The following is a 21222-nucleotide window of genomic DNA, read 5'->3' as shown; positions in this document are numbered from 1 at the left end:
TCTTCTGCGTAACTTCTGCGCCTTCTGCGTCCGGCTGTCCGCTCCCGCCTTACTGCAGCGGCCCCTTGAGGCCCTTGGGAACGTCTTGATGCGATGGGATCGCATGCGGGCGCCAAACCCAACAACCGGACGCAGAAGGCGCAGAAGTTACGCAGAAATCGCAAAAGGACATCCAAAACCTTTTCTTGGTTTCTTCTGCGTCTTCTGCGTAACTTCTGCGCCTTCTGCGTCGGCTGTCCGCTCCCGGAAGTCCTACTGCAGCGGCCCCTTGAGACCTTTGGGAATCGGCAGCGGCAGCACCGAGATGCCCTCCTCCAGCAGCGACTCCGTCTCTTCCTTCGACGCCTGCCCGCGGATGCCGCGCTCTTCGGTTTCGCCGTAGTGGATCTTGCGCGCCTCTTCCGCGAAGCGTTCGCCCACGTCTTCCGTGTTCGCCATCACCTTCTGCACCAGCTGCAGCCACGCGGCTTGCAGCTGGGCATTGGGGGCGGAGACCACCTCGTGCTTCGCGGGCACGGAGGCGGCAGGCTGGGAAGCGCCCAGGTTCAGGCGCGGCGCGCTCGGCAGCTTGGTGACGGCCGCATCACCGCACAAGGGGCATTCGACCAGCCCGCGCGCGAGCTGGTCCTGGAACGCTTCTTCGGAGGCGAACCAGCCCTCGAATCCGTGGGACTGGCCGCACTGCAGGTTGAGGACCTTCATGCCGGGACAGGTGAGGCCTGCCAGTCGAGTTTCCAAGTCCCGGCCAGCACATTCTGGATCCAGATCGCCGCGGCCATCGTCTTGGAGTCGACGATCCTGCCGTTGCCGCACCAGGCCAGGTACTCCTGCGGCGTCGCGGTGAAGACATCGAGGAATTCACCCTGGTCCAGTTTCGCCTCGCCGAGCGTCAGGCCGCGGGCGAACCAGACCTGGATCGCCTCGTCCGAATACGCCACGGTGGGATACATCGTGAAAGCATAAGCCCACTCGCGCGCCGTGTACCCGGTTTCCTCGAGCAGTTCGCGCTGGCCACACACCAGCGCCGATTCGCCCGCATCCAGCTTGCCGGCCGGCAGCTCGATCATCACCTGGCCGGTGGGATGCCGGTACTGGCGCTCCAGCACGATGCGACCGTCGTCGGTGAGCGGCACGACCGCCACCGCGCCGGGATGCAGCACGTATTCGCGCGTGGCCGATCCGCCATCGGGCAGCCGCACCGTGTCGCGCACCACGTGCAGGAACAGTCCCCGCAGCAGCTCCTCGCGCGAGAGCGTGTGCTCGGTCAGGTGCGGGTCGTCGGACATCGGCTCAGTTCCGGTTCTTGTACAGGTAGCGGTAGACGAAGCCGGGGAAGGCAAAAGTCAGGAATAGCGTGCCCGTCACCGCGTAGAACTCCCAGCGCTGCGGCGCGATCTGCCCCGCGTGCTGCTCCATGAGCAGGCCGATGCCGCCAACCACGAAGTACATCAGCACCAGCTCGCCCAGGCGCATGCCCAGGTTCTTGCCGCCCGCCAGCGGCACCACGCCCAGCAGGCGCTGCGTGACGAAAGGCAGGTTGGCGGCGCAGAAGGCCAGCACGAGAACCAGCCAGACCGAGGCTGTCTGGCTCACGTCAGGCCTGCCATCAACTCGCCAGCATCTTGACGATGGCGTCGGCGCACAGCGTCATCAGGCCGCCGGGCAGGATGCCCAGGATCAGCACCAGCGCGCCATTGATCGTCAGCACGATGCGAACGTCCGCCGGCGCGGCGACCGTGGTCGCGGTGATCGGCGCGTCGAAGTACATCACCTTCACCACGCGCAGGTAGTAGTACGCCGCCACCAGCGACATCAGCACGGCGTACACCGCCAGGCCGATGAAGAAGCCGCTGCCCGACACCACCAGCGCCTGCAGCACGGCCAGCTTGGCGTAGAAGCCCACCATCGGCGGGATGCCGGCCAGCGAGAACAGGCAGATGGCCATGATCGCGGCATACAGCGGGCTGCGCTGGTTGAGCCCGGCCAGGTCGGAGATCTCGTCGCTCTCGAAGCCCTCGCGCGCCAGCAGCAGGATGACGCCGAAGCTCGCCAGCGTGGTCAGCACGTAGGTCACGATGAAGAACATCGCCGAGCTGTACGCGTTGGCCGCGGCAGCCGCGCTGTCGCCGACCACGCCGGACAGCAGGCCGAGCAGCACGAAGCCCATCTGGCCGATGGTGGAGTACGCCAGCATCCGCTTCAGGTTCGCCTGGGCGATGGCGGCCAGGTTGCCGATGAACAGCGAAGCCACGGCCAGCACCACCAGCATCTGCTGCCAGTCGATCGCCAGCGGCAGCATGCCTTCGACCAGCAGCCGGATGCAGATCGCGAAGGCCGCGAGTTCCGGCGCGGTGCCGATCATCACCGTCACCGCCGTCGGCGCACCCTGGTAGACGTCCGGGATCCACATGTGGAAAGGCGCGGCGCCCAGCTTGAAGGCGAGGCCCGCAACGATGAACACGAGGCCGAAGACCAGCACTTGGTGCTTGACCTGGCCGCTCGCTATCACCTTGAACACCGTGCCGATGTCCAGCGAGCCGGTGGCGCCGTAGATCATCGACAGGCCGTACAGCAGGAAGCCGCTGGCCATGGCGCCGAGCACGAAGTACTTCATCGCCGCCTCGGTGGCGGTGGCGTTGTCGCGGCGCAGGGCCACCAGCGCGTAGCTGCACAGCGTGAGCAGTTCCAGCCCGAGGTAGATCACCAGGAAGTTGCTGCCCGAGATCATCACGAAGATCCCCAGCAGCGAGAACAGCGCCAGCGTGAAGAACTCGCCGCCGCGCAGCATGTCGCGGTCGCCCGCGTAGGGACGGCCATACACCATGCACACCATCATGGCGATGCTGGCGAAGCACTTGAGCCAGTTGCCCATGGGGTCCGTCACCACCATGCGGTTGAACGCGTACCGCGTCTCGCCGCTGGCCGCCATGTCGCCGGTGTAGAACGCCACCGCCGCCAGCGTGAGCATCGTCAGCAGGTAGGTGCCGTTGCGCAGCCGCGTCTTCACGCCAAGGTCGAAGATCGCGATGAAGCTGGCCATCACCAGCAGCACGATCTCGGGCCCGATCACGCCGAGGCTCAGTTTTTCCATCATGTTCTCTTCTCTCCCGGCGTCAGAGCTTGGAAGCCGACACGTGCTTCAGGAAGCCGGCCACCGAGGCGTTCATCACGTCGGTGAAGGGTTTGGGATGGACGCCCATGTACAGGACGGCGGCGGCCAGCAGGCCCAGCATCACGAATTCGCGGGCGTTGATGTCCGTCAGCGCCTTGACGTGGTCGTTGCCCACCGGCCCCAGGTACACGCGCTTGACCATCCACAGGTTGTACGAGGCGCCGAGGATCAGCGCGGTGGCGGCCAGCAGGCCCAGCCAGAAGTTGGCCTTGACCGTCGCCAGGATCACCATCCACTCGCCGACGAAGCCGGCCGTGCCCGGCAGCCCGGAGTTGGCCATCGCGAAAAAGATCGCGAAGGCCGCGAAAGTCGGCATCGTGTTGACGACCCCGCCGTAGTCGGCGATCTGGCGGGAGTGCACGCGGTCGTACAGCACGCCGATGCACAGGAACATGGCGCCCGAGACGAAGCCGTGCGCGATCATCTGCACCAGCCCGCCCGACACGCCCAGGTCGTTGAACAGGAAGAAGCCCAGCGTGACGAAGCCCATGTGCGCCACGGACGAATAGGCCACCAGCTTCTTCATGTCCTGCTGCACCATGGCGACCAGGCCGACGTAGATCACGGCGATCAGCGACAGCGCGATCATCAGCCAGGCCCATTCACGCGAGGCGTCGGGGGCGATCGGCATCGAGAAGCGCAGGAAGCCATAGGCGCCCAGCTTCAGCATGATGGCCGCCAGCACCGCGGAGCCGCCGGTGGGCGCCTCCACGTGCACGTCGGGCAGCCACGTGTGCACCGGGAACATCGGCACCTTCACCGCGAAGGCCGCGAAGAAGCCGAAGAACAGCAGCGTCTGCGCCAGCGACGACAGCGGCAGCTTGTGCCAGGTGAGGATGTCGAAGCTGCCGCCGGACTTGGTGTACAGGAACACCAGCGCGATCAGCATCAGCAGCGAGCCGAGCAGCGTGTACAGGAAGAACTTGAACGCCGCGTAGATCTTGTTGGGGCCGCCCCAGATGCCGATGATCAGGTACATCGGGATCAGCGTGGCTTCGAAGAAGGTGTAGAACAGCACCGCGTCCAGCGCGCAGAACACGCCGATCATCAGCCCCGACAGGATCAGGAACGCGCCGTAATACTGGTTGACGCGCTCGGTGATCACCTCCCAGCCCGCGATGATCACCACCACCGTGATGAAGGCGGTGAGCAGCACGAACCAGAACGAGATGCCGTCCAGCCCCAGGTGGTAGAACACGTTGAAGCGGTCGATCCACTGCGCCTTCTCGACGAACTGCATCGCCGCCGTGCCCTGGTCGAACTGGCCATAGAGCGGCAGCGTCACGAGGAAGCTGATGACGGCGCCGATCAACGCCAGCCAGCGCACGCTGCGTGCCTGGTCGTCGCGCCCCAGCGCGAGCAGGATCGCGCCGAAGACGATCGGCGTCCAGATCGCCAGGCTCAGGAGTCCCATCTTCATTTGTTGTTGTTCCTTACTTCCTCAGCCAGTCCTGGAGCATCGGCCAGCTGACGAAATACGTCATCAGCACGATGATCCCCAGCAGCATGGCGAAGGCGTAGTGGTAGATGTAGCCGGACTGCACCCAGCGCACGACCCCGGCGAACCTGCCGACGAAGCGGGCGCTGCCGTTGACGAACACGTTCTCGATGACGCCCTGGTCGCCGCCCTTCCACAGGCCGGTGCCCAGGCCGCGGGCCGCGCGCGCGATGACGCTCTCGTTGAACCAGTCCATGTAGTACTTGTTGTCCAGCAGCGTGTAGACCGGCTGGACCATGCGCTGGATGCGCGCCGGCAGCGCCGTGTTCTTCATGTACAGGTACCAGGCCAGCACCACGCCGGCCAGCGCCAGCCAGAACACGGGCGTCTGCAGGCCGTGGAAAGCCATCTGCACGGGACCGTGGAATTCCTTGGCCATCTCCGCCATCGCGGGATGCTTCTCCGCGTTGACGGCGATGGCGTCCTTGAAGAACTCGCCGTACAGCATCGGCTTGATCGTGAGAAAACCGATCACCACCGAGGGGATGGCCAGCAGGAGCAGCGGCACCGTCACCACCCAGGGCGACTCGTGCGGCTCGTGGTGTTCCTCGTGCGCATGATCGTCGTGCGCATGGGCGTCGTGGTGCGCGTCGGGATTCTGGTCGAAGCGCTCCTTGCCGTGGAACACCAGGAAGTACATGCGGAACGAATAGAACGCGGTGACGAACACGCCCGCCATCACGGCGAAGTAGGCGAACCCGGAGCCGGGCAGCTTCGACAGGTGCACCGCCTCGATGATCGAGTCCTTGGAATAGAAGCCGGCGAACAGCGGCGTGCCGATCAGCGCCAGCGAGCCGAGCAGCGAGGTGATCCAGGTGATCGGCATGTACTTGCGCACGTTGCCCATCCAGCGGATGTCCTGGTTGTGGTGCATGCCGATGATCACCGAGCCGGCCGCCAGGAACAGCAGCGCCTTGAAGAAGGCGTGCGTCATGAGGTGGAACACGGCCACCGAGTACGCCGAGGCGCCGAGCGCCACCGTCATGTACCCGAGCTGCGACAGCGTCGAGTACGCGACGACGCGCTTGATGTCGTTCTGGATGATGCCCAGGAAGCCCATGAACAGCGCGGTGATGGCGCCGATGACCAGGATGAACGACAGCGCGGTGTCGGACAGCTCGAACAGCGGCGACATGCGCGCCACCATGAAGATGCCCGCCGTCACCATGGTGGCGGCGTGGATCAGCGCGGAGATGGGCGTCGGGCCTTCCATCGAGTCGGGCAGCCACACGTGCAGCGGGAACTGCGCGCTCTTGCCCATGGCGCCGATGAACAGGCAGATGCAGATCACGGTGATCAGCATCCAGTCCGTGCCGTAGCCGAAGGGCAGGCCCCCGAGCGCGGGCGCCTTGGCGAAGGTCTCGGCATAGTTCAACGTGCCGGCATAGGCGGCGATGAGGCCAATGCCGAGGATGAAGCCGAAGTCGCCCACCCGGTTGACCAGGAAGGCCTTGAGGTTGGCGAACGTGGCCGTCGGCTTGGTGAACCAGAATCCGATCAGCAGGTACGACACCAGGCCCACCGCCTCCCAGCCGAAGAACAGCTGCAGGAAGTTGTTGCTCATCACCAGCATCAGCATGGAGAAGGTGAACAGCGAGATGTAGCCGAAGAAGCGGTTGTAGCCGGCGTCCTCTTCCATGTAGCCGATGGTGTAGATGTGCACCATCAGCGACACGAAGGTCACCACGCACATCATCATGGCGGTGAGGCCGTCGACCAGGAAGCCCACCTCCATCTTCAAGCCGCCCACCACCATCCACTCGTACAGCGTCTCGTTGAAGCGGGCGCCGTCGATGGCCACGCTCTTGAGGGTCATGGCCGACAGGATGAAGGCGATGAGCACCCCGAGGATGGTGACGGTGTGCGACAGGCGCCGCCCGATCACGTTGCCGCCGAGGGTGGTGCCGAACACGCCGGCCAGAACGGCGCCGGCCAGTGGCGCCATCGGCACGGCGAGCAGCGTTGCTGCGTTGAGGGTTGTAGCCATCGTTTCTTTTCCCGCTCTTGAGGGATCAGCCCCTGAGCGTGTTCAGTTCTTCGACGTTGATGTTCGACTTGTTGCGGAACAGCAGGACCAGGATCGCCAGGCCGATGGCGGACTCCGCCGCCGCCACCGTGAGGATGAAGAACACGAACACCTGGCCGTGCATGTCACCCAAGTAGTAGGAGAAGGCCACGAAGTTCATGTTGACCGCCAGCAGCATCAGCTCGATGGCCATCAGCAGCACGATCAGGTTGCGGCGGTTCAGGAAGATGCCGACCACCGACAGCGCGAACAGGATCGCGCCCAGGGTCAGGAAATGTCCAAGGGTGAGCGTCATTCGGAAACCTCCGTGCTACGCACTGCGGTATTCGCCTTGGGAACGGCCCGGCGGCTCATGGCTTCGTCTCCGCCGCGGCAACGACAGGCGCGGGCTCCGGCTGGGGAGGCGCGGGACGCGACGGCGGCACCCTGATGATCTGCAGCCGGTCGCTGGCCCGCACGCGCACCTGCAAGCTGGGGTCGATGGCCTTGCTGTCCTTGCGCTGGCGCAGCGTCAGTGCAATGGCGGCGATGATGGCCACCAGCAGGATCACCGCGGCGATCTCCAGCGGGAACAGGTATTCGGTGTACAGCAGCCGGCCGAGCTCCTTGGTGTTGGAGTACTGCACGGCCACCTGGCCGGCGGCGGGCGCGGCCTGCGTGGACGCTTGCGCGACGACGGGCGTCACCACTCTTTCGTCACCGGTGCGGAAGCCACCCATCAGCACGGCCGCCATCTCCAGGGCGATCAGCGCGCCGATGCTGGCCGCCACCGGGAAGTGCTTCCAGAAGCCCGCGCGCATCGCGTCGACGTTGATGTCCAGCATCATCACCACGAAGAGGAACAGCACCATCACGGCGCCGACGTAGACCAGCACCAGCGAGATGGCCAGGAATTCGGCCCTCAGCAGCAGCCACACGCCGGCCGCCTGGAAAAACGTGAGCACCAGGAACAGCGCCGCGTACACCGGGTTGCGCGCGGTGATCACCCGGAAGGCCGCGAAGACCAGCACCACCGAGAACAGATAGAAAAGACCGGTACGGACGTCCATGAACGTTGTTTCTTTCTTGTGCCGCTCAGCGGTACTTCGCGTCGGCCGCGCGACTGGCCGCGATCTCGGCTTCGTAACGGTCACCCACGGCCAGCAGCATGTCCTTGGTGAAGTACAGGTCGCCGCGCTTTTCGCCGTGGTATTCCAGGACGTGCGTCTCCACGATCGAATCCACCGGGCAACTCTCCTCGCAGAAGCCGCAGAAGATGCACTTGGTCAGGTCGATGTCGTAGCGCGTGGTGCGGCGCGTGCCGTCGTCGCGCTGCTCGCTTTCGATGGTGATCGCGAGCGCCGGGCAAACGGCCTCGCACAGCTTGCAGGCGATGCAGCGCTCCTCGCCGTTCTCGTAGCGGCGCAGCGCGTGCAGGCCGCGGAAGCGCGGCGACAGCGGCGTCTTTTCCTCCGGGAACTGCACGGTGATCTTGCGGGCGAAAAAGTACTTGCCCGTGATGCGCAGGCCCTTGAACAGCTCCAGCAGCATGAAGCTGGAGAGGAAGTCCTTCAGCGAGAAGCCGGTGGACCGTGCAGGCAACGTGTTGGACGACAACATTGAGGATGCCTTACTTGAAGATGTTGTAGGGGGTCTGCATCCAGGCCCCGATCACGATCAGCCAGACCAGCGTCACCGGAATGAAGATCTTCCAGCCCAGGCGCATGATCTGGTCGTAGCGGTAGCGCGGGAACGTCGAGCGGATCCACAGGAACATCGTGACCATGACGAAGGTCTTGATGCCCAGCCAGATCCACCCCGGGACCCAGTTCAGGAACGGCGCGTCGATGGGGGGCAGCCAGCCGCCCAGGAACATGATGACGGCGAGGATGGACACCAGCCACATGTTGGCGTACTCCGCCAGGAAGAACATGGCGAACGACATGCCCGAGTACTCGATCATGTGGCCGGCCACGATCTCCGACTCGCCTTCGACCACGTCGAACGGATGGCGGTTGGTTTCCGCCAGGCCCGAGATGAAGTAGACGAAGAAGATCGGCAGCAGCGGCAGCCAGTTCCACGACAGGAAGTTGATGCCGCGTTCGGCAAAGTAGCCGCGGTCCTGCTGCAGCACGATGTCGGTCATGTTCAGCGAAGCGGACACCATCAGCACCACGACCAGGCAGAAGCCCATGGCGATCTCGTAACTGACCATCTGCGCCGAGGCGCGCAGGGCGCCGAGGAAGGCGTACTTCGAGTTCGAGGCCCAGCCGGCGATGATGACGCCGTACACCTCCAGCGAGGTGATCGCCATCAGGAACAGCAGGCCGGCGTTGATGTTGGCCAGCGCCTGCTCGGGGCCGAAGGGGATGACCACCCAGGCGACGAGCGCCGGCATGATGGTCATGATCGGGCCCAGCAGGAACAGGCCCTTGTTGGCCATGGTCGGAAGGATGATTTCCTTCGTCAGCAGCTTGAGCGCGTCCGCGATCGGCGTGAGCAGGCCGAAGGGCCCGACGCGGTTGGGGCCGGGACGGATCTGCGTGAAGCCGATGGCCTTGCGTTCCCACAGCGTCAGGTAGGCCACGGCGCCCATCAGGGGCAGCACGACCGCGACGATCTTGATCAGCGTCCAGATCACGGGCCAGCCGGCGCCCGTCCACCAGGGCGCGGCGATCAGGCCGTTGCCGTAGCCGTAGATGGTGTCGATCATGCCGCGACTCCCATGGCAAGGCCGGGGTCGCTCTCGCGAACCCGGCCCGCGGATTGCGCATCGGCGGTCAGTTGCAGCGACGGTGCGCGGCGCACGATGCCATCGAGCTGGTAGATGGCCGCGGTCACGGGGCGAGCCTCGGTGTCGCCCAGCCAGGCGGCCTTGGCCGTCCTGTTGGACAGCAGGCTGCCCTGCACCATCGGCTGCTGCGCATCCGCCGCCCCGCGCGCGGCGACCAGCACGTCACTGGCCGATTCGTAGTCGAAGCCCTGCACGCCCAGCATGTTGCCCAGCACGCGCAGCACCTTCCAGGCCGGGCGCGCTTCGCCCAGCGGCTTGACCACGGCGTGGAAGCTCTGGACGCGGCCTTCGGCGTTGACGAAAGTGCCCGGCGTCTCCGTCCACGGTGCGATCGGCAGCAGCACGTCGCTGATGTCGAGGTTGGCCTTGAAGGGGCTGAGCGTCACGACCATGCCCGAGGCCTGGCCGAGCGCCCTGGCGCGCGCACCGGCGGCCGAGTCGAACTCCGGCTCGGTGTTGAGCAGGAACAGCGCCTTCAATCCGCCGGCCAGCATCTGGCCCGCGTTCATGCCGCCTTCGCCCGGCAACGCGCTGGCGAGCTGCGCACCGACGGTGTTGGCGGCTTCGCCCAGGAAGCCGACGGACGCACCGGTCTGCTCCCCGATCCATTGCGCCAGCGCCAGCAGCGACGTCGACGTCGGGTGGTGCGCTGCCGCGTTGCCCAGGAAGATCGCCTTGCGCTCGCCGGACAGCAGCGAAGCGGCGATGCCCTTGGCGGAATCGGTGGCGTTGCCCTGCAGCGGCGCCTTCGCGCCTTTCTCGTTGCCGATGGCCGTGGCGATGTCCGCCAGCGCCTGCACCCATTGCCCGGCGGGCAGGATGCTGGCGCCGGTGATGGTCATCGCCCAGTCGTCGGCGCGGTCGTGCACGACGGACACGTGCGCACCGCTGCGCACCGCGGCGCGCACGCGCAGGGCGAACAGCGGGTGGTCCTTGCGCAGGTTGGTGCCGATGAACAGGGCGCGTTGCAGCGTGGACAGCGACGCGATGCTGGTGCCCAGCCACCGGACGCCCTCGTGATTGGTGAATTCGGCGTTGCGCAGGCGGTAGTCGATGTTCTCGCTGCCGAGGCCGCGCACCAGCTTGCCCGCGAGGAACAGCTCCTCGACGGTGCTGTGCGGGCTGACCAGCGCGCCGATGGCCTTGGCGCCGTGGTCGCGCTTGATGTCGCCGACGTTGCGTGCCACGTATTCCAGCGCGGTCTGCCAGTCCACCGGCTTCCATTCGCCGCCCTGCTTGATCATGGGCGAAGTCAGCCGGTCGTCGCCGTTCAGCGCTTCGTAGGAGAAGCGGTCGCGGTCAGCGAGCCAGCATTCGTTGACGTCGTTGTTCTCGAACGGCAGGACGCGCATCACCTTGTTGTTCTTGACCTGGACGATCAGGTTGGCGCCGGTGGAGTCGTGCGGGCTCACCGACTTGCGGCGCGACAGCTCCCACGGGCGCGCGCTGTAGCGGAACGGCTTGCTGGTGAGCGCGCCGACCGGGCACAGGTCGATCATGTTGCCGGACACCTCGGAATCGACCGTGTCGCCGAGCACCGTGGTGATCTCGGAATGCTCGCCGCGGTGGATCATGCCCAGCTCCATCACGCCGGCGAGTTCCTGGCCGAAGCGCACGCAGCGGGTGCAGTGGATGCAGCGGCTCATCTCCTCCATGGAGATCAGCGGGCCGATGTCCTTGTGCATGACGACGCGCTTTTCCTCGTCGTAGCGCGAGCCGGAGCCGCCGTAGCCGACGGCCAGGTCCTGCAGCTGGCATTCGCCGCCCTGGTCGCAGATGGGGCAGTCCAGCGGATGGTTGATCAGCAGGAACTCCATCACCGACTGCTGCGCCTTGATCGCCTTCTCGCTCTTGGTGCGCACGATCATGCCGTTGGTGACGGGCGTGGCGCAGGCCGGCATCGGCTTGGGCGCCTTCTCCACGTCCACCAGGCACATGCGGCAGTTGGCGGCGATGGAGAGCTTCTTGTGATAGCAGAAGTGCGGGATGTAGGTGCCGGCCTTGTCCGCGGCATGCATGATCATGCTGCCCTCGGTGACCTGGACCTTCTGTCCGTCGAGATCGATTTCGATCATGTGATTAGGCGCTCCGCGCCTCAGTTCTCACCCTCTCCCCCTGGGAGAGGGCCGGGGTGAGGGTATCGGTGGAAGACACAGCGGCAATCTTCGCCTCGAACTCATGCCTGAAATGCTTGATCATCGCCCGCACCGGCATCGCCGCGGCGTCGCCCAGCGCGCAGATGGTGCGGCCCTGGATGTTGTCGGCCACCGAATTGAGCAGGTCGATGTCGGCCGGCTTGCCGTGCCCGTTGTGGATGCGGTCGACCACGCGCCACAGCCAGCCCGTGCCTTCGCGGCAGGGCGTGCACTGGCCGCAGGATTCGTGCATGTAGAAGTACGACAGGCGCAGCAGCGATTCGACCATGTCGCGCGTCTCGTCCATCACGATCACCGCTCCCGAGCCGAGCATGGAGCCCGCCTTGGCGATGGAGTCGTAGTCCATCGTGCAGTTCATCATGATGTCGGCCGGCAGCACCGGAGCCGAGGAGCCGCCGGGGATCACGGCCTTGAGTTTCCTGCCGCCGCGCACGCCACCTGCGAGCTCCAGCAACTTGCTGAAGGGAGTGCCCAGCGGGATCTCGTAGTTGCCGGGCAGTTCGACATCGCCGGAGACGGAGTAGATCTTGGTGCCGCCGTTGTTCGGCTTGCCGACCTCGAGGAAGGCCTGGCCGCCGTTGCGGATGATCCAGGGCACCGCCGCGAAGGTCTCGGTGTTGTTGATCGTGGTCGGCTTGCCGTACAGGCCGAAGCTGGCCGGGAACGGCGGCTTGAAGCGCGGCTGGCCCTTCTTGCCTTCCAGTGATTCCAGCAACGCGGTCTCTTCACCGCAGATGTACGCGCCCCATCCGTGCGAGGCGTGCAGCTGGAAGCTGAAGTTGCTGCCCAGGATGTTGTTGCCCAGGAAGCCCGCGGCGCGCGCTTCTTCCAGCGCCTCTTCGAAGCGTTCGTAGGCGTTGAAGATTTCGCCGTGGATGTAGTTGTAGCCCACGGTGATGCCCATCGCGTAGGCCGCGATGATCATGCCCTCGATCACCTGGTGCGGGTTGTACAGCAGCAGGTCGCGGTCCTTGCAGGTGCCGGGCTCGCCTTCGTCGGAGTTGCACACCAGATACTTCTGGCCCGGGAACTGGCGGGGCATGAAGCTCCACTTCAGGCCGGTCGGAAAGCCGGCGCCGCCGCGGCCGCGCAGGGCCGATTCCTTGACGGTGGCGATCACCTGATCCTGCGTCAGGCCCTCGGAGAGGATCTTGCGCAGCGCCTTGTAGCCGTCGCGCGCTTCGTAGTCGGCGCGGCGCCAGTTGGTGCCGTCCAGACCCGCGTAGATCTGCGGGTTGATGTGGCGGCCATGGAAGCAGGTCTGCACGCCCGTGGCCTGGAACTGTGCGAGCACTTGTTGCGCGTTCATGCTTGCGCCCCCTTGAGGCCGTCGATCAGCTGGTCGAGCTTGTCGTTGCTCATGAAGCTGCACATCGTGCGGTCGTTCACCAGCATCACCGGCGAGTCGGCGCAGGCGCCGAGGCATTCGCTTTGCTGCAGCGTGAACATGCCGTCGGGCGTGGTCTCGCCCATGGAGATGCCGAGCTTGCGCTCCAGGTACTGCAGCGCCTTCTGCCCGTCGCGCAGCTGGCACGGCAGGTTGGTACAGACGTTCAGCTTGTACGTGCCCAGCGGGCGCTGGTTGTACATGTTGTAGAAGGTGGTGACTTCGTGCACGGCGATCGTCGGCATGCCCAGGTACTGGGCGATGTCCGCTTCGCTTTCCTTGCTGACGAAGCCCTGCTCCTGCTGCACGATCGCCAGGCAGGCCATCACGGCCGACTGCTTCTGGTCGGGCGGGAACTTGGCCACTTCGCGGTCGAAGCGGGTGCGGGTGCTATCCGAAATCATCTGTCGATCTCTCCGAACACGATGTCCATGGTTCCGATGATGGCCACGGCATCCGCGATCATGTGGCCGCGCCCCATCTCGTCCAGGGCGGCCAGGTGCGGGAAGCCGGGGGCGCGGATCTTCAGGCGGTAGGGCTTGTTGGCGCCGTCGCTCACGATGTAGATGCCGAACTCGCCCTTGGGGTGTTCCACCGCGGCGTAGCTTTCGCCTTCCGGCACGCGCATGCCCTCAGAGAACAGCTTGAAGTGGTGGATCAGCTCCTCCATGTTCGTCTTCATGCTCTCGCGGTCGGGCGGCGCCACCTTGTGGTTGCTGGTGATCACCGGGCCGGGATTCACGCGCAGCCAGTCCACGCACTGCTTGATGATGCGGTTGGACTCGCGCAATTCCTGCACGCGGCACAGGTAGCGGTCGTAGCAGTCGCCGGTGCGGCCGATGGGAATGTCGAAATCCATCTGGTCGTACACCTCGTAGGGCTGCGTCTTGCGCAGGTCCCACAGGATGCCGGAGCCGCGCAGCATGGGGCCGGTGAACCCCAGGTTCAACGCGCGCTCGGGCGTGACCACGCCGATGCCGACGGTGCGCTGCTTCCAGATGCGGTTGTCGGTGAGCAGCGTCTCGTACTCGTCGACGTATTTCGGGAAGCGCTGGGTGAAGGCTTCGATGAAGTCCAGCAGCGAGCCGCTGCGGCCTTCGTTCAGCTGGTCGACCGAGCGCTGGTTGCGCACCTTGCTGGCCTTGTACTGCGGCATCGAGTCCGGCAGGTCGCGGTACACGCCGCCCGGACGGAAGTAGGCCGCGTGCATCCGCGCGCCCGACACCGCCTCGTACATGTCGAACAGGTCTTCCCGCTCGCGAAAGCAGTAGATCAGCATGTTCATCGCGCCGCAGTCCAGCCCGTGCGCGCCGAGCCACAGCAGGTGGTTCAGCAAGCGGGTGATCTCGGAGAACATGACGCGGATGTACTGCGCGCGGATGGGCACGTCCACGCCCAGCAGCTTCTCCACCGCCAGGCAGTAGGCGTGCTCGTTGGACATCATCGACACGTAGTCGAGGCGGTCCATGTACGGCAGCGTCTGCAGGTAGGTGCGCGTCTCGGCCAGCTTCTCGGTGGCACGGTGCAGCAGGCCGATGTGCGGGTCGGCGCGCTGGATCACCTCGCCGTCGAGCTCCAGCACCAGGCGCAGCACGCCGTGCGCCGCCGGGTGCTGCGGGCCGAAGTTGAGGGTGTAGTTCTTGATCTCTGCCATTTTTAACAACCGGAACAGCCGGAACAACCGGACGCAGAAGGCGCAGAAGTTGCGCAGAAGGCGCAGAAAAAACCAAGGAAGGTTTTCTGGATGTCCTTTTGCGTTTTCTGCGTCACTTCTGCGCCTTCTGCGTCCGGATGTTGGGTTTTCAAGCTCACTGCAGCCCCCCGTACTTCTCTTCCCGGATGATCCGCGGAGTGATCTCGCGCGGCTCGATCGACACGGGCTGGTAGATCACGCGCTTTTTCTCGGGGTCGTAACGCATCTCGACGTGGCCGGACACCGGGAAGTCCTTGCGGAACGGGTGGCCGATGAAGCCATAGTCGGTGAGCAGGCGGCGCAGGTCGGAGTGGCCCTCGAAGACGATGCCGAACAGGTCGAACGCCTCGCGCTCGAACCAGTTGGCGCCGCTCCACACGCTGGTGAGCGACTCCACCGCGGGCAGGTCGTCGTCGGGACAGAACACCCGCAGCCGCACCCGCTGGTTCAGGCTGACGGACAACAGGTGCACCACCACCGCGTAGCGCAGGCCGTCCCACTCGCCCATGCGGTATTCGGAATAATCGACGCCGCACAGGTCGATGAGCTGCTCGAATTGGCAGCCCGGCGCTTCCTTCAGCACGCGGGCGGCTTCCAGGTAGTTCCGCGCGGAGACCACGACCGTGATCTCGCCGAGCTTCAGGTCGATGCTCTTCGCCCGGTCGCCCAGGGCGGCGGTGACCGCCTGCACGGTGGCGCCCAGAGACGGCGTGACGGCTGCGAGGTTGGACTCCATCGTCAAGCCCTCGCGATGGTTTGCGTGCGGCGGATCTTCTGCTGCAGCTGGATGATCCCGTACAGCAGCGCCTCCGCGGTCGGCGGGCAGCCCGGCACGTAGACGTCGACCGGGACGATGCGGTCGCAGCCGCGCACCACCGAGTAGCTGTAGTGGTAGTAGCCGCCGCCGTTGGCGCAGGTGCCCATCGACAGCACCCAGCGCGGCTCGGCCATCTGGTCGTACACCTTGCGCAGGGCGGGCGCCATCTTGTTGCACAGCGTGCCGGCCACGATCATCAGGTCGGACTGGCGCGGGCTGGGGCGGAACAGCATGCCGAAGCGGTCGATGTCGTAGCGCGCCGCGCCGGCGTGCATCATCTCCACGGCGCAGCACGCCAGGCCGAACGTCATGGGCCACAGCGAGCCGGTCTTGGCCCAGTTGATGACCGTGTCCACGCTGGTGGTCACGATGCCCTTCTCGGAAATGCCTTGGTCTGCCATGAATTTTGTGCTCGGGTGGATGGACGCCGCGGGATCATTCCCAGTCGAGCGCGCCCTTCTTCCATTCGTAGATGAAGCCGACGACCAGGATGGCGAGGAAGATCATCATGGCCCAGAAGCCCACGGGGCCGATCTCCTTGAGCGCCACGGCCCACGGAAAGAGGAAGGCGATCTCGAGGTCGAACAGGATGAAGAGGATGGCGACGAGGTAGTAGCGCACGTCGAATTTCATGCGCGCGTCGCCGAAGGCCTCGAAGCCGGATTCGTAAGGGGAATTCTTGGCCGCGTCGGGCTTCTGCACGCCCATGCCCTTGGCGATCCCCCAGCCCATCACCATGGGCGCGACGCCGACACCGATGCCGACGAGGATGAACAGGAGGACAGGGAGGTACTGGTCGAGGTTCATCGAGGCACGGATCCGCGAGAGGATGCCCGCCGTTGCTGCAGCCCGGCAGGCTGTTGTCTTGGTGCCGACGGCGAGACTCGAACTCGCACAGCTTTCGCCACTACCCCCTCAAGATAGCGTGTCTACCAATTTCACCACGTCGGCAATCTATTCAAAAAGCTGCCCGGAACGGCATTGCGAGGGCGCGTTCCAGAGGGAAACGCGGCCTATCCGGACAACCCCTAAGTGTACCGCGAATCCGTGGCCTCACTGCCGTGCAGCGCTGGCCCGGACCGCCGGTGCTCCCTACTTCGTGGGGATCTGCGCCGCGCCGGAGGCCGGCGTCGCAGCCGGCACCGCGGCGGCGGGCGCGGTGGTCGCGGCAGGCATGGTGGTCGACGGGATCGCGCCGGCGCCGGACGCAGGAACCGCGGCCGGGACGGCGGCGCCCTCGAGCACGCTGCCCGTGCCGGCCGGCTTCACGCTGTGGCTGAAGTAGGCCAGCGCCAGCGTGCAGACGAAGAACACCGCCGCCAGGACGGCCGTGGTGCGCGAAAGGAAGTTGGCGCTGCCGGTGGCGCCGAACAGGCTGCCGGAGGCGCCGCCGCCGAAGGCCGCGCCCATGTCCGCGCCCTTGCCGTGCTGCAGCAGGATCAGCCCGATCATGGCCAGCGCCGTCAGGATCTGGACGGCCAGCACGATGGTCAACAGAACGTTCATTCAATCACTCCTAATTCTTGTCTGTGGCCGCGGCGTCAGGCGCTCGCGGCGGCGATGATCTGCAGGAAATCGGGCGCTTTCAACGATGCTCCGCCGATCAGGCCGCCGTCGATGTCCGGCTGGGCCAGCAGGCTGGCCGCGTTGGCGGCATTCATGCTGCCGCCGTAGAGGATGTGCACCCGCTCGGCCTGCGCGGTGGCCGCGCCGAGTTGCTTGCGCAGCAGCGCGTGCACCTCCTGGGCCTGTTCGGGCGTCGCCGTCCTGCCGGTGCCGATGGCCCACACCGGTTCGTAAGCCACCACGATCTCGCTGATGCAATGGCCATTGACGTGGATGACGGCGGCGAGTTGACGCTTCACCACCTCCACGGTCTGCCCGGCTTCGCGCTCGGCGAGCGTCTCGCCCACGCACACGATGGGCGTGACGCCGTTGGCCAGGGCCGTCCTGGCCTTGTCGGCCACCAATGCATCCGTCTCGCCGTGGTACTGGCGACGCTCCGAATGGCCGACGATGGCGTAGCGCACCCCGAACTCGCGCAGCATCTTCGCGGACACCTCGCCCGTGTAGGCGCCCTGCTCCTGCGCGGACACGTCCTGCGCACCCAGGTCGATGGTGGAGCCGTGCCGCAGCATCTGCACCTGCGCCAGGTAAGGCGCCGGCACGCAGAGCGCCACGTCGCAGCGCGCCTGCTTCATCCCGGCCACCACCGCGCGCACGAGCGCGTCGTTGGCCTCCAGGGTGCCGTTCATCTTCCAGTTGCCGGCGATCAGCTTTCTCTTCGGTGTCATCGGATTACCAGGTCAGGACGATCTTGCCGACGTGCTGGTTGGATTCCATCAACGCGTGCGCTTTCGCGGCCTCCGCGGCCGGGAAGGTGCTGTGGATCACCGGCTTGATCTTCCCGGCCTCGACCAGCGGCCACACGTTCTTCTTCAGCGCCGCCGCAATGGCCGCCTTGAAGGCGATCGGCCGCGGTCGCAGCGTGGAGCCCGTCACCGTGATCCGGCGGCGCAGCACCAGGCCCGCGTTGAATTCGCTCTTGGTCCCGCCCTGCACCGCGATGATCACGATGCGGCCGTCCTCGGCCACGCACTTCACTTCGCGGTCGACATAGGCGCCGGCGACCATGTCGAGGACCACGTCCACGCCCTTGCCGTCGGTGAGCTTCTTCGCTTCTTCCGAGAAGTCCTGCGACTTGTAGTTGATCGCGTGGTCGGCCCCGAGACCGATGCACGCCTGGCATTTCTCGTCGGAGCCGGCGGTGGCGATCACCTTGCCGGCGCCCATGGCCTTGGCCATCTGGATCGCCGTCACGCCGATGCCGCTGGTGCCGCCCTGCACCATGAAGCTTTCACCCGGTTGCAGGCGGCCACGGTCGAACACGTTGCTCCACACGGTGAAGAACGTCTCGGGCAGCGAAGCCGCTTCGATGTCGCTCAGGCCCTTGGGCACCGGCAGGCACTGGCCCACCGGGGCCACGCAAAGTTCGGCGTAGCCACCGCCGGCCACCAGTGCGCACACGCGGTCACCGGTCTTGAAGCCGGCAGCCGCCATCGCCTGGGCGTCGCCGCCCACGATGGTGCCCGCCACTTCCAGGCCGGGGATGTCGGATGCACCCGGGGGCACCGGGTAATTGCCGGTGCGCTGCAGCACGTCGGGACGGTTGACGCCGCTGGCGGTGACGCGAATGAGCACCTCTCCCGCCGCGGGGACGGGGTCGGGACGCTCACCCGCGCGCAACACCTCCGGCGCGCCGTACTGCGTGATCTCGATGGCCTTCATGGCGCAGCCTTATTGCTGGGTGCCGCCCTGGTTGCCGTTGGACTCTTCCTGCTGCGGCTCCGGACGGGGTTCGCGCAGGTCGGGACGCGGCTCGCCGGCGCGGTCGCCACGCGGCTCGCGCAGGTCGGGACGCGCTTCGCCGGCACGGTCGGCACGCGGCTCGCGGTCGCCACGGTCGCCCCGCTCGCCACCACGGCCACCGCTGCCGTCACGGCGCGGCTCGCGGTCGCGGTATTCGCGCGGCTCGCGGCGCGGCTCTTCCATGCCTTCAGGACGGTCCAGCAAAGCCTTCATGGACAGCTTGACACGGCCCTTGTCGTCGGTCTCGAGGACCTTGACCTTCACGACCTGGCCTTCGGACAGGTAGTCGGTGACCTTCTCGACACGCTCGTGCGCGATCTGGCTGATGTGCAGCAGGCCATCCTTGCCGGGCAGCAGGTTGACCAGCGCGCCGAAGTCCAGGATCTTGGTGATCGGGCCTTCGTAGACCTTGCCGATCTCGACTTCCGCGGTGATCTGCTCGATGCGCTTCTTGGCCATTTCGGCCTTTTCCGGATCGGTGGAAGCGATCGTGATGGTGCCGTCTTCGCCGATGTCGATCTGCGTGCCGGTCTCTTCGGTCAGCGCGCGGATCACGGAGCCGCCCTTGCCGATCACGTCGCGGATCTTCTCGGGGTTGATCTTCATCGTGAACAGGCGCGGCGCGAAGTTGCTGACCTCGGTCTTGGCCTCGCCCAGCGCTTCCTGCATCTTGCCCAGGATGTGCATGCGCGCTTCCTTGGCCTGCGCCAGCGCGACCTGCATGATTTCCTTGGTGATGCCCTGGATCTTGATGTCCATCTGCAGCGCCGTCACGCCGTTGACCGTGCCGGCGACCTTGAAGTCCATGTCGCCGAGGTGGTCCTCGTCGCCCAGGATGTCGGTCAGCACCGCGAAACGGTTGCCGTCCTTGATCAGGCCCATGGCGATGCCGGCCACGTGGGCCTTCATCGGCACGCCGGCGTCCATCAGCGCCAGGCAGCCGCCGCACACCGATGCCATCGACGAGGAGCCGTTGGACTCGGTGATCTCGGAGACCACGCGCATCACGTAGGGGAACTCTTCCTTCGAGGGCAGCAGCGGGATCAGCGCGCGCTTGGCGAGCCGGCCGTGGCCGACTTCGCGGCGCTTGGTGGAGCCCATGCGGCCGGTTTCGCCGGTGGCGAAGGGAGGCATGTTGTAGTGGAACAGGAAGCGGTCCTGGTACTCGCCCATCAGCGCGTCGATGCGCTGCGCGTCCTGCTCGGTGCCCAGCGTGGAAATCACCAGCGCCTGCGTCTCGCCGCGCGTGAACAGGGCGGAGCCGTGGGTGCGCGGCAGCACGCCGGTGCGGATCTCGATGGGGCGCACGGTGCGCGTGTCGCGGCCGTCGATGCGCGGCTCGCCGGACAGGATCTGGCTGCGCACGACGCGCGACTCGATCTCGAACACGAGGTTCTCGACCTTCACGGGGTCGAACGCGACGCCCTGCTCCTTCAGCGCGGCCTGCACCGAAGCGCCGGCATCACGCAAGGCCTGGGTGCGGGCCTGCTTGCTGCGGATCTGGTAGGCCGCGCGGATCTTTTCCTCGGCGGCTTCGCGGACCTTGCTTTCGAAGGCTTCGTCACGGGCCGGCGGCTGCCAGTCCCACACCGGCTTGCCGGCTTCGCGCACCAGCTCGTGGATGGCGTTGATGGCGATGTTGCCCTGCTCGTGGCCGAACACCACGGCGCCCAGCATGATCTCTTCGGACAGCTGCTGCGCCTCGGATTCGACCATCAGCACGGCCGACTCGGTGCCCGCCACGATCAGGTCGAGGTCGGACATCTTGCGGGCGGTCTGGCCCGGGTTCAGCACGTACTCGCCATTGACGTAGCCGACGCGGGCCGCGCCGATCGGGCCGTTGAACGGGATGCCGGAGATGGACAGGGCGGCGGACACGCCGATCATGGCGGCGATGTCGGCGTCGACTTCGGGGTTCAGCGACACGGTGTGGATCACCACGTGCACTTCGTTGTAGAAGCCTTCGGGGAACAGCGGACGGATCGGGCGGTCGATCAGGCGGCTGGTCAGCGTCTCGTGCTCGGAGGGCTTGGCTTCACGCTTGAAGAAGCTGCCGGGGATCTTGCCGGCGGCGTACGTCTTCTCGATGTAGTCGACGGTGAGGGGGAAGAAGTCCTGTCCGGGCTTCGGCGTCTTGGAGCCGACCACGGTGGCCAGCACCACGGTGCCGTCGATGTCCACCAGCACGGCGCCGCCGGCCTGGCGGGCGATCTCGCCGGTCTCGAGCGTGACAGTGTGGTTGCCCCACTGGAAAGTCTTGGTGACCTTGTTGAAGATGCTCATGGCTTGTTCTCTTTCCTGGTTGGCGGAGCCTGGGGCCGGAGACGATGC

Annotated in this window: 21 protein-coding genes and 1 tRNA gene; all 22 read right to left on the bottom strand. The window is 65.9% G+C overall.

What is annotated here, in order from left to right:
* Nucleotides 1–252 precede the first annotated feature (252 nt).
* The 22 genes from WG902_RS14510 to pnp all read right to left on the bottom strand — a co-directional run bounded on the left by WG902_RS14510 (nucleotide 253) and on the right by pnp (nucleotide 21174).
* The gene (locus WG902_RS14510; protein ID WP_340060826.1) at nucleotides 253–702 is read right to left on the bottom strand and encodes a DUF1178 family protein; all 450 of its coding nucleotides are present in this window, start codon (nucleotides 700–702) and stop codon (nucleotides 253–255) included.
* Complete coding sequence (locus tag WG902_RS14505; RefSeq protein ID WP_340060825.1) at nucleotides 699–1286, bottom strand: NUDIX hydrolase; 588 nt, start codon at nucleotides 1284–1286, stop codon at nucleotides 699–701. Before WG902_RS14505 ends, WG902_RS14510 begins: the two co-directional genes overlap by 4 nt.
* A 4-nt stretch (nucleotides 1287–1290) precedes the next feature.
* Nucleotides 1291–1593 (bottom strand): DUF2818 family protein, encoded by a 303-nt coding sequence (locus WG902_RS14500; protein ID WP_340060824.1) that lies wholly within the window; start codon nucleotides 1591–1593, stop codon nucleotides 1291–1293.
* A gap of 13 nt (nucleotides 1594–1606) precedes the next feature.
* Nucleotides 1607–3094, bottom strand: coding sequence for an NADH-quinone oxidoreductase subunit NuoN (nuoN, locus tag WG902_RS14495; RefSeq protein ID WP_340060823.1), 1488 nt, complete (start codon nucleotides 3092–3094; stop codon nucleotides 1607–1609).
* 19 nt (nucleotides 3095–3113) lie between these two features.
* Nucleotides 3114–4586, bottom strand: a complete 1473-nt coding sequence (locus tag WG902_RS14490) for an NADH-quinone oxidoreductase subunit M (protein WP_340060905.1) — start codon at nucleotides 4584–4586, stop codon at nucleotides 3114–3116.
* 19 nt (nucleotides 4587–4605) lie between these two features.
* Entirely contained in the window at nucleotides 4606–6657 is a 2052-nt protein-coding gene (nuoL, locus tag WG902_RS14485) for an NADH-quinone oxidoreductase subunit L (RefSeq protein WP_340060822.1), read from the bottom strand.
* Between the two features lie 25 nt (nucleotides 6658–6682).
* Nucleotides 6683–6991 (bottom strand): NADH-quinone oxidoreductase subunit NuoK, encoded by a 309-nt coding sequence (gene nuoK, locus WG902_RS14480; RefSeq protein ID WP_340060821.1) that lies wholly within the window; start codon nucleotides 6989–6991, stop codon nucleotides 6683–6685.
* A 55-nt stretch (nucleotides 6992–7046) separates the two neighbouring features.
* Entirely contained in the window at nucleotides 7047–7745 is a 699-nt protein-coding gene (locus WG902_RS14475; RefSeq protein WP_340060820.1) for an NADH-quinone oxidoreductase subunit J, read from the bottom strand.
* Between the two features lie 25 nt (nucleotides 7746–7770).
* The gene (gene nuoI / locus WG902_RS14470; protein WP_340060819.1) at nucleotides 7771–8295 is read right to left on the bottom strand and encodes an NADH-quinone oxidoreductase subunit NuoI; all 525 of its coding nucleotides are present in this window, start codon (nucleotides 8293–8295) and stop codon (nucleotides 7771–7773) included.
* Between the two features lie 10 nt (nucleotides 8296–8305).
* Nucleotides 8306–9388 (bottom strand): NADH-quinone oxidoreductase subunit NuoH, encoded by a 1083-nt coding sequence (gene nuoH / locus WG902_RS14465; RefSeq protein WP_340060818.1) that lies wholly within the window; start codon nucleotides 9386–9388, stop codon nucleotides 8306–8308.
* The gene (gene nuoG, locus WG902_RS14460) at nucleotides 9385–11544 is read right to left on the bottom strand and encodes an NADH-quinone oxidoreductase subunit NuoG (RefSeq protein WP_340060817.1); all 2160 of its coding nucleotides are present in this window, start codon (nucleotides 11542–11544) and stop codon (nucleotides 9385–9387) included. The genes nuoH and nuoG overlap by 4 nt, the downstream gene beginning before the upstream one ends.
* A 4-nt stretch (nucleotides 11545–11548) precedes the next feature.
* Nucleotides 11549–12934, bottom strand: coding sequence for an NADH-quinone oxidoreductase subunit NuoF (gene nuoF / locus WG902_RS14455; protein ID WP_340060816.1), 1386 nt, complete (start codon nucleotides 12932–12934; stop codon nucleotides 11549–11551).
* The gene (gene nuoE / locus WG902_RS14450; RefSeq protein ID WP_340060815.1) at nucleotides 12931–13416 is read right to left on the bottom strand and encodes an NADH-quinone oxidoreductase subunit NuoE; all 486 of its coding nucleotides are present in this window, start codon (nucleotides 13414–13416) and stop codon (nucleotides 12931–12933) included. Before nuoE ends, nuoF begins: the two co-directional genes overlap by 4 nt.
* Nucleotides 13413–14666, bottom strand: a complete 1254-nt coding sequence (locus WG902_RS14445) for an NADH-quinone oxidoreductase subunit D (protein WP_340060814.1) — start codon at nucleotides 14664–14666, stop codon at nucleotides 13413–13415. Before WG902_RS14445 ends, nuoE begins: the two co-directional genes overlap by 4 nt.
* 154 nt (nucleotides 14667–14820) lie before the next feature.
* A complete protein-coding gene (locus WG902_RS14440; protein WP_340060813.1) occupies nucleotides 14821–15441 on the bottom strand; it encodes an NADH-quinone oxidoreductase subunit C in 621 nt (206 codons plus the stop codon).
* A gap of 2 nt (nucleotides 15442–15443) precedes the next feature.
* Nucleotides 15444–15923, bottom strand: a complete 480-nt coding sequence (locus tag WG902_RS14435) for a NuoB/complex I 20 kDa subunit family protein (protein WP_340060812.1) — start codon at nucleotides 15921–15923, stop codon at nucleotides 15444–15446.
* 34 nt (nucleotides 15924–15957) lie between these two features.
* Nucleotides 15958–16329 (bottom strand): NADH-quinone oxidoreductase subunit A, encoded by a 372-nt coding sequence (locus WG902_RS14430; RefSeq protein WP_340060811.1) that lies wholly within the window; start codon nucleotides 16327–16329, stop codon nucleotides 15958–15960.
* 59 nt (nucleotides 16330–16388) lie between these two features.
* Nucleotides 16389–16473 (bottom strand) — tRNA-Leu (locus WG902_RS14425).
* Nucleotides 16474–16614: 141 nt separating this feature from the next.
* Entirely contained in the window at nucleotides 16615–17028 is a 414-nt protein-coding gene (gene secG, locus WG902_RS14420; RefSeq protein WP_340060809.1) for a preprotein translocase subunit SecG, read from the bottom strand.
* A gap of 35 nt (nucleotides 17029–17063) precedes the next feature.
* Nucleotides 17064–17816 (bottom strand): triose-phosphate isomerase, encoded by a 753-nt coding sequence (gene tpiA, locus WG902_RS14415; RefSeq protein ID WP_340060807.1) that lies wholly within the window; start codon nucleotides 17814–17816, stop codon nucleotides 17064–17066.
* Nucleotides 17817–17820: 4 nt separating this feature from the next.
* Entirely contained in the window at nucleotides 17821–18810 is a 990-nt protein-coding gene (locus WG902_RS14410; RefSeq protein WP_340060806.1) for an NAD(P)H-quinone oxidoreductase, read from the bottom strand.
* Between the two features lie 9 nt (nucleotides 18811–18819).
* Nucleotides 18820–21174 carry a polyribonucleotide nucleotidyltransferase gene (gene pnp / locus WG902_RS14405; RefSeq protein WP_340060804.1) on the bottom strand — a complete coding sequence of 785 codons (2355 nt, stop codon included), beginning with the start codon at nucleotides 21172–21174 and terminating at the stop codon, nucleotides 18820–18822.
* Between the last annotated feature and the right edge of the window lie 48 nt (nucleotides 21175–21222).

It is taken from the genome of Ramlibacter sp. PS3R-8 (assembly GCF_037572435.1).
Taxonomy (GTDB): Bacteria; Pseudomonadota; Gammaproteobacteria; order Burkholderiales; family Burkholderiaceae_C; genus Ramlibacter.
This window is presented reverse-complemented; position numbering and strand designations above follow the sequence as displayed.